This is a genomic window from Spongorhabdus nitratireducens (assembly GCA_947387575.1).
Taxonomy (GTDB): Bacteria; Pseudomonadota; Gammaproteobacteria; order Pseudomonadales; family Endozoicomonadaceae; genus CANDOC01.
Genome location: CANDOC010000015.1, coordinates 34,862 through 51,278, shown reverse-complemented (window position 1 = coordinate 51,278; position 16,417 = coordinate 34,862). Strand labels below are relative to the sequence as shown.

Here is a 16,417-nt window from a genome sequence, read left to right as displayed (position 1 = left end):
TAAAACCCGAAACGGGGCATGAAATATCATGCCCCGTTTTTATTTAGTTTTTAAGCAGTCCTGGTTTAAATCAGAAAATCCAGTGTTCCGCTATCAAAACCATTCTTTAATGCAGGGAACAGGGTTTCCGGCGCATCCGGGTAGCCAAACCACTGTGCCAGTGTTGCATTCACCTGGTCAGCAGCAATTTCGGGAATAATCCGACCCCGGTTACTGTCATAAGGTCCATTCGGGGACAGATCCGGCCAGCGACCACAAGCCTTCTCTCCGTTAACAGCACCTCCCATTATCAACTGATGCCCTGCCCAGCCATGATCAGTGCCGGATTCATTCGGGATAATCCGGCGTCCGAAATCCGACATGGTAAAGGTTGTAACATTATCCAGCAGCCCCATCTGTTTCAGATTGGCATGAAAGGCTGCCATCGCATCTGCCAGTTGTTGCAACAGTATCTGGTGTCGCTCCTGCTGATTACCATGGGTATCAAACCCGCCCAGCTCCATATAATACACCTGACGCCGGTGGCCAAGATCACCCCGGATACTGATCATTCTAGCTGCCGCGGCCAGTGTTTCACCCAGCCTGGTATCGGGGTAACTGGCTGAAAGCTCAACATTCTCCAGGTGCTGCTTTAATGTTTCCTGTTCAAAGAAGCGGTCTTTCATATGAGTGGCATAACTGGAGGTAAACAGTCCCCGGTACTCTTCATTGAAGTGACGCTCAATCGCATTCAGCCTGGTGACATTATCCAGCCCGTCATAACTTTCCACTTTGCCCGGTGTCATGATCAGCTGTTGCTGTGATTCTGCCCGTAGCCATCGCTGTTCGCCTCCGAATGAAATAACCGGCGAAACAGTGCTCTGACCCATACTGATTCGGTCAACCATACGACCGGCCCATCCCAGGGTGTCGTTCAGCCCTGTCGCACCTGTGGCCCACATATCCTGCTGATGGTTGTGGGCCATCAGAAACTCCGGTAGCTGATATTCTTTCTTGCCAATAATCGGTTCCAGCAGCTGCCCGGAGTTCACGACAATCGTTGCATTACCCTGACTGAATACCGGCTGCAATGCTGCCATAGCCGGATGCAATCCCAGCGCCACACCATTCTCCGTTTGCCGCCCTGTCGGTATCAGCTTATCAGCAGCAATCGCCAGCCCGGGTCGCAACTGACTGTACTGTTCATAAGCTGCACCTCCGGCAGGCACCACCATGTTGTAGGCATCATTACCGCCTTTCAGGAAGATGCAGACCAGTGCTTTATAGTCATCAGACTCAGCGGCATGGGCCGATTTCAGTCCGGTCAGCGGGGAAGCCATCAGTGCAGTCGCCGCACAGGCGCTGCCTTTCATAAATCTTCTGCGTGATATTTTCATGCTGGTTACCCCTGGCAGCGGAATTCAGGTGAGCACTGAACGGCAAATAACGTGTCTCTTATTTTGCGATCTGCCGAATAGCCATTCTGCTTATGCTCTTCCAGCATCTGTTGCAGGTATCGGGCAAGCTTTGATGACATCAGCCCGCCAAAAAAACGTTCATTCAACAGTTCGACGTACTGATCAGGATCATCCACTTTGGCTTCGAAGGGGGTTCGATCCCAATGCCAGCCATTGCGGCCATGTGTAGTATGTCTTTCTATAACCTTCCACATACTGTCATTGATTGAACGCATCACACCCATGGTGAGAATATGAAACTCAGGTGAGGTCAGTCCTCTGTCAGAAATTTCGCCTTTAGGTGCATAATCCGACTGATAGAAATTGAAAACAGACGGTGACCACAAGGGTGCCTGGCCGAAGCTATTGGACAACCCGCCCGGAAGGTGATCCCACCAGCGCTTTTTATCATTACTTTTAACTTCCAATGCCCTGGCCAGATTGACCATGGCAATAATCGGCTCTTTCAGCTTGCCAAAATGACCTGCTGCAGAACCCGCAGAGCTATTGCCAGATTCGGCTTTGCCTGCCAGCACATCTTTATCCAGCAGAATGGCTTTCAACACTGCTTTGAAATCACCCCGCACACCTTTGCCGTTGTTTTCAAAGGCCTGGGCCACTCGACGGACATACTGTTTTCTGGGGTTACTCAGGGTAAGGCGTTTAATCAGAAGGGTTGAAATAAAAACGGGGGTATTACGGTGGTTAAACAGCAGGTCAACTGCCTGCTCCAGATCCTGCTCTGCACCCTGCCCGGCAGCAAACACGCTGTCCAGTACGACTTTTTCACCATTATCATGCCGCCGGGACTTGTTATACATTTTACCAGAAGTACCCTTTCGCCAGCCGGTTAATGCCCGGGCCAGCTCCTCGACATCTTTCTGGGTATAAGCGGGTACCTTGTTTCCGTCAGCACCCAATACCGGATTGCCGTTCTTTTCCAGCTTCCAGACACCGATACTGAATAACTGCATCACCTCGCGGGCATAGTTTTCATCCGGGTAAGTATTCTTTCGAGGGTTGGCAGCACTGCTTTTATTCAGGGTCAGATATTTGGCCATTACCGGGCTTAGCGTGATACTGCGCAACAAATCACGATAATTGCCAAAAGCATGCTCCATCAGCAGGTCATAATAACCAGCGAGATCTTCTGTGGAGCCACCATCAGGCTCCGCCGCGACAAAAACCTGACTCAGTGCAAAGGCCATCCGCTGTCGCAGCTGGTCATCAGCCTCGATAGTACGTTGCCACCAGGCGCTCATCCGTACCGCCCGATTGAATTTCTGACCACTGGCGGCGGCAAACTTTTTTCCCAGTGGTAAATGAAGTTGAGGTTTGGTTACGAACTGTTGTTCCAGCCATTGTTCTGCACCCAGTGTCATTAACTGGTCAACATCTCCGGGACGGGGGCCAAATGTTGCCTGATAAAGAAACCGGGCCGCCTGGTTACGGTCCAGTTGAACTGTTGTCATTATTAGATCCTCGGGTTCCACAAGACAGGGGGGACGTCACCCGTAGCCTTATATCATCCGGGAGTTTTCAAAAAGATAATTTGAGGTAGATCAACTGTATGCACCTGTTTTTGCGCAAAAAAACCATAAAAAAAGGGGCTGAATCAGGATTATTTTCAGCCCCAGAAATAAGTAATCGTCAGATATTACTCAAAAATTCAGTATGAGCCCGTGTAACTTTTTCAAGATACCTGCGAGACTCACTACTGACATGACGTTTGGTTAGCGCCCAATAAACCTGCTCCGGTTTTAATTGGTTGATTCTTACCATCGCCTGTTTGCGATCACGACTGAATGTTTCCAACACATTACCGGCACCACCGTTATAGGCGGATATAACGGCATGACGACGTGAAAGCGGGTCCTGAATATCTTTCAGATACCGTGTTTGTAACAAATGCAGATAGGCAGTACCGGTGCGAATATTATTCTCCGGATCAAACAGATATCTTCGTCCGGGCTGGCCAGAACGGTTATGTACCAGTTTGAATACATCCCTGCCTGCAGTAGCAGGCACCACCTGCATCAGACCATAGGCATTGGCCCAGCTGACGGCATAAGGGTTGAAGCTGCTTTCAACCTTCATTACGGCATAAATCAGGCTTTCGTCGACGTTATAAAGGCGGGAGTATTTTCTTACCAGAGCAGCATAACGGTATTGGCGCTGTTCCAGGTAATCATTCTCCAGTCGAAAGCTCACAGCATAAACGGTGCCGTTTTTTCCCTCGCGGGTACCTGATTTATGTTGAATCAACCAGTCCGCATAACGGGACGCTCGCCAGCGCCAGCGGATAGGCTGACCTTCATGATCCAGCACCTGCCTGAACAGCATGGGCTCTTCGCCCAGGATCATATTGTCTGCACTGAATACATCGACACTGTCCGGGTTATCGGGTGCCAGCAGGGTCATGACAAGAGCTTCACGTAGAAGGGAGCGGGACAGGGTCTCAACATGAACCTGTCCCTGTTCGAAATCTATCTCGATGCGGCTGTCAAAGTCATCGCTGTATTTGACCAGTCGTTTTGTGCCTGTAACCCGCCCATCTTTCCATCTCTGCTTTGCCTGCCCGCTCAGTACCTGGATCAGTTCTTCATAGGCCTGCTCACCACTGGAGAATACCAACGGTCTAACATCTTCTTTAACATCTCTGGTATCTATTTTGTTAAGTGGTTGAGATGAGCATGCAGAAAGCACCACTAGCATTAGTTGTAAACTGACAATCCTGATCATTTAATGCTTTTCCATTAGCTGGTTGAGCTAAGCCTTCTCTGAAATTTAAAAAATAACTTTTAAAAACACAAATAGCAAAATCATCAAAACATTTCAATTTCAATGAAAAATAAAAACCCTTATTAATTTATTATTATTTTGGTCGAATGACCTCTTAAAAACTCAATACATTTGTTGAAGCTGAAATATTGAATCTACAAGCTCAGGGCAAGGATTCTTTCCAGACAACCGAATATAAATATATTGTGTTTTATCCCATTCATTTGCAGGCGTCATTCTAACTTCAGCAGCTAGCATATGATCATACTGATCCGTCAATAGAGTTACATCACAAAAATCACCCGTAACATTTCTGAACTTCAAGTAACCGAGAAAGAAATACCTGCCTTTATGGACTTTTATTTCACCATAGCTTTCATCTGCTACCAACCTGGCAGCATCCAAAAGCAAATGTACTACAGAATAATCACAATTCTCTAGAATATAACTTTCATCCCGAGAAAACTTTCCTGCATCTTTTAATTGATCCACATCATAATCGAAGCCCTTCATGGCAACTTTTCTATTAAGCCGCATCAATCCATGAAATGAAATCAAACCCTGATCCATGTGGGTAGGAAAATCCTGTATATAGTCATCTTTTCTTCCGCCGTGGCATGATAAGAGCTTGTTTCTCTGCACGATAGTAAAGTAATTTTCTCTGCTGAATCGACCTGAACTGCTTTCTGACGAATGTTCCCAAAAGCAAAAACGACTCATCAGATCACGAAGCACTTGATCATTGATATGCGTTCGAGGAACTAAAGGGAAGTATTCGCTCAAACCAAATGCAGATACGACCTGCATCATAGTATCGTTATACAGTTCCGAGTCCATTTGCCTCTGGCAAAAATCCAAACCCCGAATCCATTCAGTATAAACACCTAACAAAATACAGCACTTATTTGCTTGTGCTGTTTGTTTTGACTGCACCATTCGGGGATACCATATATACATTGGTCCAAAACTGTAGAATCCTTCCAGACCATCAAAGTTTAAAACTCTTTGGCTTTCACGATATGTTCTCTTCTTGTCCCAACTACTACGGAAGCAGGGTTCAGAGCTTTCCTCCCAAAGCGTAATAGGGCAACTTTCTCTGGCAAGGTGGCAGTCTGGATGATGGGCACTAAACCTCCTGACTCTTAAATCAGCAGGAGGTTCAAAGATAAATCTTATTTTGCATGAGCATTTTTCATAATTGATATTCCTGTTGATAGCAGCTCTTTGAACGGGGTGCAATCTGAGCGTTTCTTCTACAGTAACGTATGTAGCCTTAACAGGCTGTCTAAATTGATTACCTGAAGGCAGCATTGAAAGAAAGTCTACATTCTCAGCAGAATAGAGATATAGATCAAACTCATCCTCTTTATCACACCGAGAATTCATTCTCTTCTGAAATTTAGTAACCAAAGTCTCTCTTTCTAAACGTTCACCTTCTTCTTTTTGTTTTTTTAACAACTTCCTTCTTAATTCAGCGACATTATTAAAAGCTCCTCTCAAGCAGTTAGTTTTTTGCAAATAATCCCTTAGGCCTAGCCTATCACCACTCGATGGTGCAGTAATTTGAACAGAACCATCCCTTTTCATAGCCTCTTTTAGTGTTTCAAAAAGTGCCATCAGCTGATCTTCCGAGAGATGATTAAATGCTCCTCTCTTATGGCCACCTGTATAAATCGAAGAAGCCACACCTGATATTTCCTCCGATGAGAAAAACCCTGAGCTTTCAAGCTTCTCTTCCAATGTCATCGAAAGAATCAAAGAAGAATAAACAAAAGCCAAAAAACAAACTAAAACTCTTATTGAACTAATTAAAAACAAATTATTCATTTCCTGAGTCCTGACTAAAACCGAAACAACACCTCAAATTAAAAGTATTAATAAATGCTACTGAATACTATTTAGGCAGACGAGATTCAACCGCCTGTAGAAAAACACAAGCAGCCCTTAAGTGTCTTACACTAAGAGTTTCGCTAACATCACCAAAGATATCAAAATGTTTCAATATAGATACTGCTCTTGCGCCTGCACCAAATAGTGAAGCTTCATATACCTGATCTTTTTCAAGCAGAGATCGCCCCGCTTTATAATAGTGATGAAAAAGCAACAGCCATACAGACTCTACAACATCCTGATCAACTATTGCCTCTCTTATTCCTTGTTCCAGTGTTCCAATTACTGCTTGTTTCTTATCGGTGGTTAACCCGTAATTCTGATAATTTGTGTATGACTGTCTGGCATGTAAGCCATCATGCCAAAACCTTTTACTTGCGGATAATAACCCACAACACTGGAATCTTTTTCGCTGAGGCATGATACACATAGGCATAATGTTGTATCGCAGGATTCTCGTCAGTAGAGGAAATCCAACCTCTTCGCATGTAGGCCAAAGCAGGCAGTAGTCACTCCCTCCATTTTCTGCATCGGTTTGAATAGGCAGAAATAAAACATCTTGCCTATTCTCTACAGCTAATTCCTGCCTGACTTCGGCTCGAAAAGCTCCCGGTTCAGTACGCATCCTGTTAAAATCTTTTGATATCAAACATTCCATTGCTTTTTGGGCATAGACTCTCTTTTCAAAAGAAGCAAACCCTGCCTCATAACTGTCCCTCACACATAAATATTGCGTGCATAGAGCATGAACCTGAAAATATGAAATCTTCTCACCCGACTCTACAAGAGAACGTAATTTACACAGCAATGGCTGCCACTGATCACAGGCATAGCAATCAGCTTCAGAACATTCACTCTCAATTAACACCACAATATTTTCAATCACCATTAAAAATCGTTCACTTTCAAACGATTTGGCACCGATATCAAAAAACTCTTGCTCAAAATCTGTCACATCTTTCGATATATTTGGCTTGTTCATTTCCTCCAAAAACTGATCAGCTTTTAATGAAAGAGCCCTTTTCTTTTGACCGGCATGATAATCAGGCTTCGACACACCTTCAGATAAAAGCTCTGCAGAGAGACACTCCTCATAACACTTTTTCAGGAGTCCACTATTGGTTCTTAATCTTTCTAAATTAGGGAACCCTTGCAAAACTTCCTCAAGATCAGACTCATTTTCACTGACCCACCTCGCCATATCTTTTTTCAAATCAGAAAGATCAGAGTCTTCAAATACGTTGCCACTTTTTGCCTCAAAAACGAAAACAGAGAGCATCAACAAAAAACAGAACTTTAGTTTATCAATGAAACCAAACATAAAAAACCCACGTAATGTCCGACAATATAAAGCTATTTATTTGATATAGAGTGAGGCCACTCAGAGAAAAAACTCCGCAGCAACCGCTCAACATAATTTTAATTATTCAAAACATGTATAGAGAGTTTGAAAATAGCTCAACAGCTTATACAGTCAAACAAATTTAAAACATCTGTAATTTATTTTTTCATATAGGAATATTTTGATTATGTTTTAATTTCATATACCCCACTCAAGCCACAAAAATAAAAAAATAGAACACCTGTACATAAACAAAATATAAAAGTTCAATAAAATTCATTTATGTCTCGATTCGCATATTTTAGCGGGCAACCTACGCTGTCTTTACACTATGTAAATACCAAAGCCTTGCAAACAATGAGTTACAAACCCGTTTTATACGTCCTTGGCTTATTCTTACTTCAGGATTCAGTCGTACTATGTTTTCCATACTTTACGGCTCTATATTTAGACGACGGCAGCGCCGGGTACTTCAGTTACTCCTTGATAGTAACTTTTTCTTTAAGTCTTCTTGTTATATTCACATGCCGCCCCGATAAGTTCGAGCTTTTACCCCGGCAGATATTTTTAATGACCAACCTCTGCTGGCTCATCGCTGCTGCTTTTGGGGCTCTTCCTTTTTTCTTCCATGGCCTGAGTTATACCGATGCCTTCTTTGAAGCTATGTCTGGTATCACAACTACCGGTTCGACCATTTACTCAAACCTGAGTGACAAACCAGCCAGTATTTTGCTGTGGCGCTCTATTTTGCAATGGGCCGGAGGTATCGGCTTTATTGTGCTTGCCGTAGGCATCCTCCCCTTCCTTAAAGTTGGCGGTATGCGTCTGTTCCAGAGCGAGTCATCCGACTGGTCTGACAAAGCCCTGCCCCGCTCCGGCTGCATTGCTCGCCGTGTTACTGCGGTTTACTTCGGAATGTCTGTAATCTGCATGCTTATTTACTGGCTGGCTGGCATGTCACTCTTTGAAGCCGTTAATCATGCCATGACCACCTTATCTACCGGCGGCTTTTCAACGTCCGACAGCTCCATGGGGCATTTTACCAACCCATTAATTCACTGGAATGGCACTATCTTCATGTTATTGGGCAGCCTTCCTTTTGTGCTTTTTGTCCGGGTGATGCGGGACAACTACCATTGTGGAGCACTCTTTCAAGACTCCCAGGTGCGTCATTTTCTGCTCTTTATGTTTATTGTATGGATGATTCTTGGTTTCTGGCTCTGGATGCATTCTGAATATGGCTGGTTTGAAGCGCTGACACTGGTCGCATTCAATACAACATCGGTTGTTTCTACCACCGGCTTTGCCCTGACGGATTATTCTCTCTGGGGTCCCTTTGCCAGTGCCGTATTCTTCCATTTGCTGTTTGTTGGTGGTTGCTCCGGATCGACTGCTGGAGGCATCAAGATTTTCAGATTCGAGATCGGCGCAGGATTATTGTCACTTCACCTGCGAAAACTGACACACCCCCGGGCTTGCTTTGTACAAATGTATAACAGGCAGGAAATCAACCATGAGATTCTTCGCTCACTTATCGCCTTCTGCTTTTTCTTTGCGCTTTTGATTGCCATGCTGACACTGGCGCTGACACTGACGGGAGTCGATATGATGACCAGTATGACCGGCGCCGCAACAGCGGTTGCCAATGTAGGCCCGGGGTTAGGTGAGATTATCGGGCCGGCAGGTAATTTCGAGCCATTACCTGATACGGCGAAATGGTTACTCAGTCTGGGAATGTTAATGGGCCGGCTCGAAGTTATCACTGTACTGGTGCTTTTTACTCCCGGCTTCTGGCGCAAGTGAACGACACTCGCCTTTAACGCCAATACTTGATAGGTTAGTACGCTCGTATTGGTTACATGCCATCCTTAACCATGTTGTATAGATACCTGCGATTTCTTAATTATCATCTGGTCAAGCTGGAATGGGCTTCATTAGCTCTGCTGCTGGCATTTCATTTTCTGTTGAGCTGGATTTCGCTGGCACTGGCTGGTGAAGAGCTGGCATCAGCACATATTTTTCCTCATTTCTATATCGTAACCGCCTCAACTGTCGGTTACGGTGATTTCAGCCCGGAGAGTCTGCCTGGACGACTGGTTACCAGTTTCTGGCTGATTCCCGGCAGTCTGATGTTATTCGCAGCGTTTCTTGGCAAGTTGGCAACCGGCATTACCCAGGAGTGGAGGCGTACCCTGAGAGGTGAAGCAGATATGAGTGAATTCCTGAAGGATCATCTGGTTATTATGGGCTGGCATCCGGATCGGACCCCCCGGATGATTGATCTTATTTTTGGCGATCGCAAACGTACCCCACGCAAGGTATTGTTGTGCTCCGCCCGGCCAATGGAAAACCCTGACCCGAAACGCATCGAGTTTGTTCAGGGTGACAGTCTGACCTCTCAGGATGTGCTACATCGTGGTGCTGTTGCCAGTGCAGAACGGATCATTATTCAGGGTGACAATGATGATAACACCTTGGCTGCCGCTCTGGCTGTTACCGCCATTAACAAGACCGCGCATATTGTCTGCCATTTTCATGACAACTCCCGGGCGGAACTCCTCAAAGCGCATGAGCCCCAGGTAGAAACCTATATCAGCATGAGCACAGATATGATTGTGCGGGCAGCTCAAGATCCGGGCTCATCTCGGGTTCAGCAACAGATGCTGAGTACTCTGGAAGGTCAAACCCAGTTCAGTCTGGTCGTTCCCGAACATTTTGGTGGCTGCAAGGTCGAAAGTCTGCTGATGCACTTCAAGCAGAGGCATGATGCCCTGATTATTGCGCTGGCAAAAGATCACTCCGGGGCCGAGCTTCAGCTCAACCCGGGCCTGGATCATCTGGTTGCCGCAGGCGATATTGTTTATCTGATGTCAGCTCACCGCCTGCATCCACAGGATGTAGACTGGCAGTCGATAACCTGAGTCAGGCTGGTATGTAATAAGCAAGAGAGCGTTCAAAACCGAGCATTTTGCTAGGGTACTCTTGATTTAAGCTCTCTCGCCGGTAGTATTCACGGTATATAATTGAATTAAGTCAAATATTAAGGAAATATTCGCGCTTTTCGCGGATCAGCCCGGACACGCAGTTCTGGTATTACTTCCTGTTATAAGAGGGACCACAATATGTCACGATTCGGTATGCCGGCCTCGGCCCACAGTACCGCCGTAGAGCCGATGCACAAGGTTCTGCGCAATACTTACATGCTGCTGGCAATGACTCTGCTGTTCAGCGCCGTAACAGCCGGTGTTGCAATGGCTGCCGACATTGGTCGTGGTACTGCCTTTGTTCTGACTCTGGTAGGCCTAGGCCTGCTGTTCGTTGTTCATAAAACTGCTGATTCCGGCAAAGGTCTGGTAGCAGTATTTGCCTTTACCGGCGTCATGGGTGCTTCGCTTGGCCCCATGCTGAACCACTATCTGGGTATGGCTAACGGCGCCAGCATCATCATGCAGGCTCTGGCCGGTACAGCTCTGGTATTCTTCTCGCTGTCTGCATACGTTCTGACCACCAAGAAAGATTTCTCCTTTATGGGAGGCTTCCTGTTTGTGGGTCTGATCGTCATGCTGATTGCCAGCATCGTACTGATTTTCTTCCCGTCCCAGACTGGTCATATGGCCCTGTCCGCAGGTATCGTACTGCTGATGTCCGGCCTGATTCTGTTTGATACCAGCCGCATCCTGCACGGTGGTGAAACCAACTATATCCGTGCCACTGTTGCGCTGTACCTGGACGTACTGAACCTGTTCACCGCCCTGCTGCACCTGCTGGGTATGAGTGACGACTGATACTGGCAAGGAGTGCAAAAGCACTTTTTCCAGTACACTGTTTAGCGACTGGCATCGCTAAAAAACAGTAAAACAGGCCCGGATATCCGGGCCTGTTTTATTTCTGCTGCAATTAAACAAAGTCATTAACCGGTCAAAAGTAGTTAACCGATCATGAAATATAGTCTGGCGGTACGTGCAGCGCCCTACTCTTCCCAGGCCAATCAGACAGCCCTGTCATTCGCTCAGGCACTGATTGAAGCCGGGCATTCAATCCATCGAATATTTTTCTATCAGGATGGCGTTCATAGTGGATCATCGCTTGCGGTAGCAGGCCAGGATGAGCTGGCATTGCCTCAGAACTGGCAGCAGTTCTGCACGGATCACAGCATCGATTCTGTTGTGTGTATTGCTGCTGCGCTCAAGCGTGGCGTCATCAACAGTGAAGAAGCCGAACGCTACCAACGCAGTGCCGCTAATATGGCCGACGGCCATGAGCTGAGTGGGCTTGGTCAGCTTATTGACGCCATGGTCGAATCTGACCGTTTTATCAGCTTTGGCAGCTAGGAGGCATATCATGGATCACTCTCTCTGCGTCATTATGACCAAACCTCCTTATGGCAGCCTGACAGCACGGGAAGCGCTCGATTCAGCATTGGTTGCAGCCACCTATGATCTGAATGTGACCCTGTTGTTCCTGGGTGACGGTGTACTGCAGCTACTCGGCAATCAAAACCCGGCTGAAATCCAGCAGAAAAACCTCAACGCCCTGCATGCCTCATTGCCTCTTTACGGTATTGAGCGACTGGTAGTCGATGCCCAGGCATTAAAACAACACAACCTGACAGCGGAAGATCTTGTTTCAGAAGTTGAAGTCCTGAAAGCAGGCGCCTTGTCCGACCTGATCGACAGTCATACCAGCGTGGTGACCTTTTGATGAGTGTATTGCACCTTATTCCTCACCCGGATAACAGCCACCTCGGCCTGAAAAACTGCCTGCGGGTCGCTCAGAAGGGCCAGGCACTGCTGTTTATTGAAGATGGCGTGTATTCACTGCTGAAAACCGAAAATGACCTGTCGGACTTCAAACTGTATGCTCTGGCACCGGATATTGAAGCCAGAGGCTTGCAGGCTCGTGTTCCCGGGCATGTCACCCTGGTTTCCTATGCCGAGTTCGTCACCCTGACAGAAACTCACCACAAAACGCTGAGCTGGTATTGAATGACTGACACACTGAACCTGGATAAAGACGGTTATCTGCTGGATATCACTGACTGGAGCCCGGAAGTTGCCGAGCAGCTGGCCGCTATGGACAGTATTACCCTGTCAGCAGCACATTGGGAAATCATTCAGGTACTACAGGATTTCTACCAGACTTTTGAGCACGCGCCCTCCATGCGCCCCTTTGCCAAATACATCGCATCCAAACTGGGCAAAGAGAAAAGCAGCGGTATCTATCTGATGCAGCTTTTTCCTGAAAGTCCGGCACGGGTAGCGGCACGTATTGCCGGTCTGCCAAGACCGGATAACTGCTTCTAGCCAGTTAAAAAGCAGGTAAAAATAATCGCTAAAGTAGCGGACGACAGAGACTGGACAGCGTCTCGTGCTATATGACGCTGTTTTCTCATTTAGTCAAAACGTTGATATACCTATTGCGAGGCTGGTAGCCTCTCCCTATAGTTCCGCATCCAACCCAGCATGAGTACCCGGTCAGCCAAATGACCTGTTTTCAGGGATTATTACAGAGAACCTGACCGGTGGAGAGACAATGACAGCAGTTACTTTCATTTACGGCCCGATGAAATCCGGCAAGACCGCTCGTCTTATCGGTGACTACTATGCCCTGTCTGACAACCATACAGTCGCCGTCGTCCGTCCGGCACTGGACACCCGCTCTCCGGATGGACGGGTCAAGAGCCGTAACGGTAGCGAACTGAACTGCTACGTATTCCGCAACAATGCCGAGCTGATGGCTCACATCGACAAAAGTCAGTGTGATGTATTGCTGATTGATGAAGCTCAGTTCCTGGCGTCCCAGACTGTGCTTGATCTGGTTCGGCTGTCACTGGATACCGGCTGCCAGATTCGCTTTTATGGCCTGATGACAGACTACAAGGGCAATACCTTCAGCGCAGCGGAAACCATTACCCGCTTTGCCCAGAAACTGGAGCCCCTGTTTGCCGACTGCGAGTGCGGTGAACCGGCACAGTTTACCAAATTTACCGGCGATACCCAGGGACGCACAATCATTGTCGGACACGACCAGAGTTACTTCCCGGTTTGCACCCGCTGTTTTCTGGAACCTGCCTGAGCAACAAAGACTGACCTGACGGATATATGATGCAAAAGAATCACTTTGTTGCTGTTGAAGCCAATATTGCTGCCGGAAAAACAACACTGCTGCCAAAGCTGGCGGCTGAACTGGGCTGGGAACACCTAAAGGAGCCGGTCGACGATCCGAAATTTACTGCTTTGCTGGAAGACTTTACCCGTCATCCAGCTGACTCCGGCTGCAGGATTCGTTTCCAGCAGTACATTACCGAGCGTCGCGCTGCACTGGTTGAGAGCCTGCCAACAGATAAAAACTATCTGATTGAGCGTTCACTCTACTCAGATCTGATTTTCACCCAGGCCAACTTTCTGTCCATGCCTCAGCCGGACGAAAACCTGATGCTGCATTACTGTGAAATACAGCGTCGGCTGAAGGACTATCCGCGCATCAGTGCTGTGGTTTACCTGCGTACTACGCCTGAAATCGCTCACAAGCGACTGCAACAGCGTGCACGCCAGGCAGAAGATGGAACGCCGCTTTCCTATATTCGTGATATCCATAACTATCACGAAGCGATGCTGCCACAGATTTGTGAAATGATGGGCACGCCACTGCTGACCACCAGCTGGGACAACTTTGGTTGTGAGCGGGCAGTAGCTGCACAAATTCAGGAAATTATCCGTGCAGAAAACAAGAACCATTCAGTAGCTGCCTGACCTCTCTCCCCCTGCGCCAGATAAACTAAAGTAGTCATTGCACAGGGGGCTGCTATTCCAGCTTGTAAAATAATCAATCAATACTAATGTGTTATTGGTTTGATATAAGAAGTTGTGCAAGTTGGATATGCCTCCTAAAAAAAAATTTTCCTGTTAGTTTTATTATTGATATCTGCCCGGTTTGGAAAGGCAGGCTTCCCTACCGAAGGCTCGTACACAGCTACCGCCTTTATTATCAGTTTTTCCTCGAATTCCAGTCTCATATTTCCTGAGCGCGAGACCTGTACAGTCCCTCTCATAACCTCTGTTTTGGCAAGAACAATCCAGTCTCTTGAATGGACTTCAATTGAAATCAAGGAAGTCTATTGCACCTACACTCACAGAGGAATTGTAGAGATTGAATTGGCAGAACTTGCCAAAAATCACGAATACCTCAATGAAATCAGAGTCGAGCCGGTCAAGCTGAGTGATCATGGACTAAAACACATCAGAAATATGATTCGGGCTTCTTCCCGAAAAGCGCCTAAAAGCTTTTACTCCCAATCTTCTTTTTGTCTAAGCCCTAATAGCCGGGAACAATATGTACTGGAGACTCCGGGCTTACACAACCAGCTGATAATTGTTACACCTCGCCCAGGCTTAAATATCGGTATTCAAACCGAAGAACAGAATCTAATTATTTTTCCAGACCTGTATGATGGCTCACCTCAACTACAACAACCCGGTCTAAAGGCTGCAATTCCCATATGGTATAAAGCCAGAGAGCCTTGGTATGCCCCCATCAAGATTTTACGCTCAAGGTTGATCGACTGGCTACAGCATGATGACTTAATCCCTCCTCTTTATCAGCTGTCATGTGTGACCCTGAGCTCCAAAGATGAGACTTCATGGTTGCTCGACTGTCACCGTTCCAACGGCAAATTTTGTATCAGCTCTCTCCCACCCTCCGGAGTCGTCATTAAACGTCAGTCACAATTTGATGACACTGCAACAATCTCTTTGCCTTCATTTACTCTCAAGCCTCAGCCATTTCTTCAGTTCATGGAAGAAGATACTGATTATGAAAGCCTTAATTTCACTCTTGAAGATATAAAGCAGTGCTGCAGAAGTGCTCTAAACTCCTGTCAAAATAATATTACTGTCCCCGAAAACTGTGGTTTTCAGTTTAAAGTGATTGATTGTACTGAGTGCAAGTCTCGTTATTTTTTTGGGAAGAGTATGCTTGGAGTAGATTGCACCGAGCATAAACAAAGTCCGGCATATTTTCAGTGCGCGGATTGTTTCGACGCGATTGAGCCCTATTGCGCCAAAAAGCTACACATGACCGGATATCACCTTTTTAGAAAAGGAGTTGAAAACTGTTTACTGCCACTTTCATGGTCGAGCTGTAGTACAACTGAGTGGTGTATTGCGTTTTCGTTGAATCATAAAGGTCAGCCACTATTACAACCTATGACTGACCCAACAAATATGGCGCTGACTAAAAAGATTCTAATCGGATTATTATTAATACAGGCAATAGATTATTTTCACAGCAAAAACCTGACACACCTGAACCTGCAGCTTTCGCATATATTTTACAATCATGATTTATCACGTATCTACCTGACAAACCCCGGTTTTGGATTCCCTGCAGCCTTTGCTCCGATTACCTGCATGCCCTATGACGATCTGCCGCATATGTTCGCCCCGGAGCTTCTACTGGGCGGCTGTTCTGAGGGTACATCGATTGATATGTGGCTGCTTGGCCTGGCTCTTTATGGCCTGTTTGCCAATGCCGAGGAGATCCCGCTCAAAATACTGGAAGGCGGAGGGTTTGATCCCTCTCCGTTCTTATCTTCACCTATAGGAATACAGTTCTTATATCTGTGTACTGAATTATTAAGCTGCCACCCAGCAGACAGGCCCTGTGCTCACACAGTCAGGAATCGGCTGAAAAACATCCAGGTAGCAGTAGATAAAAACGCACATCACCTCAATGGAACACCATTCAACTCTGGTCAGGCCAAGGTAAATATACACACTAAGTGAAAACCAACAAAAACAGATCCTATGTCGCTGTGACTCTTATATAAAAAGCCGGGAAATATCCCGGCTTTTTATATTGGTCAAAACAGATCTCAGCTTTTCATTGCTTTACGGATACAGAGCGCAGCTCCACCCCAGGTGATAGCAAAACCCATAAACATCATACCAATAGCTGCTGTTGTCATATT

General features: G+C 46.5%; 16 protein-coding genes. 10 read left to right on the top strand and 6 right to left on the bottom strand.

Going from position 1 to position 16,417, the window contains the following annotated elements; translation table 11 throughout:
* Positions 1-65 precede the first annotated feature (65 nt).
* The 5 genes from ACYZZ0_RS21930 to ACYZZ0_RS21910 all read right to left on the bottom strand — a co-directional run bounded on the left by ACYZZ0_RS21930 (position 66) and on the right by ACYZZ0_RS21910 (position 7,428).
* The gene (locus tag ACYZZ0_RS21930; RefSeq protein WP_461538807.1) at positions 66-1,376 is read right to left on the bottom strand and encodes a DUF1501 domain-containing protein; all 1,311 of its coding nucleotides are present in this window, start codon (positions 1,374-1,376) and stop codon (positions 66-68) included.
* A gap of 5 nt (positions 1,377-1,381) precedes the next feature.
* Positions 1,382-2,908, bottom strand: coding sequence for a DUF1800 domain-containing protein (locus ACYZZ0_RS21925; RefSeq protein WP_461538806.1), 1,527 nt, complete (start codon positions 2,906-2,908; stop codon positions 1,382-1,384).
* 178 nt (positions 2,909-3,086) lie between these two features.
* Positions 3,087-4,178, bottom strand: coding sequence for a murein transglycosylase domain-containing protein (locus ACYZZ0_RS21920; protein ID WP_461538805.1), 1,092 nt, complete (start codon positions 4,176-4,178; stop codon positions 3,087-3,089).
* 162 nt (positions 4,179-4,340) lie between these two features.
* On the bottom strand, positions 4,341-6,044 hold the full coding sequence (locus tag ACYZZ0_RS21915) for a hypothetical protein (protein WP_461538804.1): 1,704 nt from the start codon (positions 6,042-6,044) through the stop codon (positions 4,341-4,343).
* A 67-nt stretch (positions 6,045-6,111) separates the two neighbouring features.
* Positions 6,112-7,428 carry a hypothetical protein gene (locus ACYZZ0_RS21910; protein ID WP_461538803.1) on the bottom strand — a complete coding sequence of 439 codons (1,317 nt, stop codon included), beginning with the start codon at positions 7,426-7,428 and terminating at the stop codon, positions 6,112-6,114.
* Positions 7,429-7,731: 303 nt separating this feature from the next.
* On the opposite strand from ACYZZ0_RS21910, the gene ACYZZ0_RS21905 reads away from it, so the two are divergent.
* The 10 genes from ACYZZ0_RS21905 (at position 7,732) to ACYZZ0_RS21860 (ending at position 16,232) form a co-directional block, all read left to right on the top strand.
* A complete protein-coding gene (locus ACYZZ0_RS21905) occupies positions 7,732-9,252 on the top strand; it encodes a TrkH family potassium uptake protein (RefSeq protein WP_461538802.1) in 1,521 nt (506 codons plus the stop codon).
* A gap of 71 nt (positions 9,253-9,323) precedes the next feature.
* Positions 9,324-10,370, top strand: coding sequence for a potassium channel family protein (locus ACYZZ0_RS21900; RefSeq protein ID WP_461538801.1), 1,047 nt, complete (start codon positions 9,324-9,326; stop codon positions 10,368-10,370).
* A gap of 201 nt (positions 10,371-10,571) precedes the next feature.
* Positions 10,572-11,234, top strand: coding sequence for a Bax inhibitor-1/YccA family protein (locus ACYZZ0_RS21895; protein WP_461538800.1), 663 nt, complete (start codon positions 10,572-10,574; stop codon positions 11,232-11,234).
* 153 nt (positions 11,235-11,387) lie between these two features.
* Positions 11,388-11,780 carry a sulfurtransferase complex subunit TusD gene (tusD, locus tag ACYZZ0_RS21890; protein WP_461538799.1) on the top strand — a complete coding sequence of 131 codons (393 nt, stop codon included), beginning with the start codon at positions 11,388-11,390 and terminating at the stop codon, positions 11,778-11,780.
* A 10-nt stretch (positions 11,781-11,790) separates the two neighbouring features.
* Positions 11,791-12,150 carry a sulfurtransferase complex subunit TusC gene (gene tusC / locus ACYZZ0_RS21885; RefSeq protein WP_461538798.1) on the top strand — a complete coding sequence of 120 codons (360 nt, stop codon included), beginning with the start codon at positions 11,791-11,793 and terminating at the stop codon, positions 12,148-12,150.
* Entirely contained in the window at positions 12,150-12,434 is a 285-nt protein-coding gene (gene tusB / locus ACYZZ0_RS21880; RefSeq protein ID WP_461538797.1) for a sulfurtransferase complex subunit TusB, read from the top strand. Before tusC ends, tusB begins: the two co-directional genes overlap by 1 nt.
* Positions 12,435-12,752: a TusE/DsrC/DsvC family sulfur relay protein gene (locus ACYZZ0_RS21875; RefSeq protein ID WP_461538796.1), complete on the top strand. Its 318-nt coding sequence runs from the start codon at positions 12,435-12,437 to the stop codon at positions 12,750-12,752.
* 229 nt (positions 12,753-12,981) lie between these two features.
* Entirely contained in the window at positions 12,982-13,524 is a 543-nt protein-coding gene (locus tag ACYZZ0_RS21870; RefSeq protein ID WP_461538795.1) for a hypothetical protein, read from the top strand.
* Between the two features lie 26 nt (positions 13,525-13,550).
* Positions 13,551-14,201, top strand: a complete 651-nt coding sequence (locus ACYZZ0_RS21865; RefSeq protein WP_461538794.1) for a deoxynucleoside kinase — start codon at positions 13,551-13,553, stop codon at positions 14,199-14,201.
* Positions 14,202-14,510: 309 nt separating this feature from the next.
* Positions 14,511-16,232 (top strand): protein kinase family protein, encoded by a 1,722-nt coding sequence (locus ACYZZ0_RS21860; protein ID WP_461538793.1) that lies wholly within the window; start codon positions 14,511-14,513, stop codon positions 16,230-16,232.
* A gap of 89 nt (positions 16,233-16,321) precedes the next feature.
* Here ACYZZ0_RS21860 and ACYZZ0_RS21855 read toward each other — a convergent pair whose 3' ends face one another.
* A complete protein-coding gene (locus tag ACYZZ0_RS21855) occupies positions 16,322-16,414 on the bottom strand; it encodes a MetS family NSS transporter small subunit (protein WP_461538792.1) in 93 nt (30 codons plus the stop codon).
* Between the last annotated feature and the right edge of the window lie 3 nt (positions 16,415-16,417).

Bases quoted from the DNA above. Each gene is read 5' to 3' on its own strand.
- ACYZZ0_RS21930 (WP_461538807.1), bottom strand. From the start codon at position 1,376: ATGAAAATATCACGCAGAAGATTTATGAAAGGCAGCGCCTGTGCGGCG.
- ACYZZ0_RS21925 (WP_461538806.1), bottom strand. From the start codon at position 2,908: ATGACAACAGTTCAACTGGACCGTAACCAGGCGGCCCGGTTTCTTTAT.
- ACYZZ0_RS21920 (WP_461538805.1), bottom strand. From the start codon at position 4,178: ATGATCAGGATTGTCAGTTTACAACTAATGCTAGTGGTGCTTTCTGCA.
- ACYZZ0_RS21915 (WP_461538804.1), bottom strand. From the start codon at position 6,044: ATGAATAATTTGTTTTTAATTAGTTCAATAAGAGTTTTAGTTTGTTTT.
- ACYZZ0_RS21910 (WP_461538803.1), bottom strand. From the start codon at position 7,428: ATGTTTGGTTTCATTGATAAACTAAAGTTCTGTTTTTTGTTGATGCTC.
- ACYZZ0_RS21905 (WP_461538802.1), top strand. From the start codon at position 7,732: ATGTCTCGATTCGCATATTTTAGCGGGCAACCTACGCTGTCTTTACAC.
- ACYZZ0_RS21900 (WP_461538801.1), top strand. From the start codon at position 9,324: ATGTTGTATAGATACCTGCGATTTCTTAATTATCATCTGGTCAAGCTG.
- ACYZZ0_RS21895 (WP_461538800.1), top strand. From the start codon at position 10,572: ATGTCACGATTCGGTATGCCGGCCTCGGCCCACAGTACCGCCGTAGAG.
- tusD (WP_461538799.1), top strand. From the start codon at position 11,388: ATGAAATATAGTCTGGCGGTACGTGCAGCGCCCTACTCTTCCCAGGCC.
- tusC (WP_461538798.1), top strand. From the start codon at position 11,791: ATGGATCACTCTCTCTGCGTCATTATGACCAAACCTCCTTATGGCAGC.
- tusB (WP_461538797.1), top strand. From the start codon at position 12,150: ATGAGTGTATTGCACCTTATTCCTCACCCGGATAACAGCCACCTCGGC.
- ACYZZ0_RS21875 (WP_461538796.1), top strand. From the start codon at position 12,435: ATGACTGACACACTGAACCTGGATAAAGACGGTTATCTGCTGGATATC.
- ACYZZ0_RS21870 (WP_461538795.1), top strand. From the start codon at position 12,982: ATGACAGCAGTTACTTTCATTTACGGCCCGATGAAATCCGGCAAGACC.
- ACYZZ0_RS21865 (WP_461538794.1), top strand. From the start codon at position 13,551: ATGATGCAAAAGAATCACTTTGTTGCTGTTGAAGCCAATATTGCTGCC.
- ACYZZ0_RS21855 (WP_461538792.1), bottom strand. From the start codon at position 16,414: ATGACAACAGCAGCTATTGGTATGATGTTTATGGGTTTTGCTATCACC.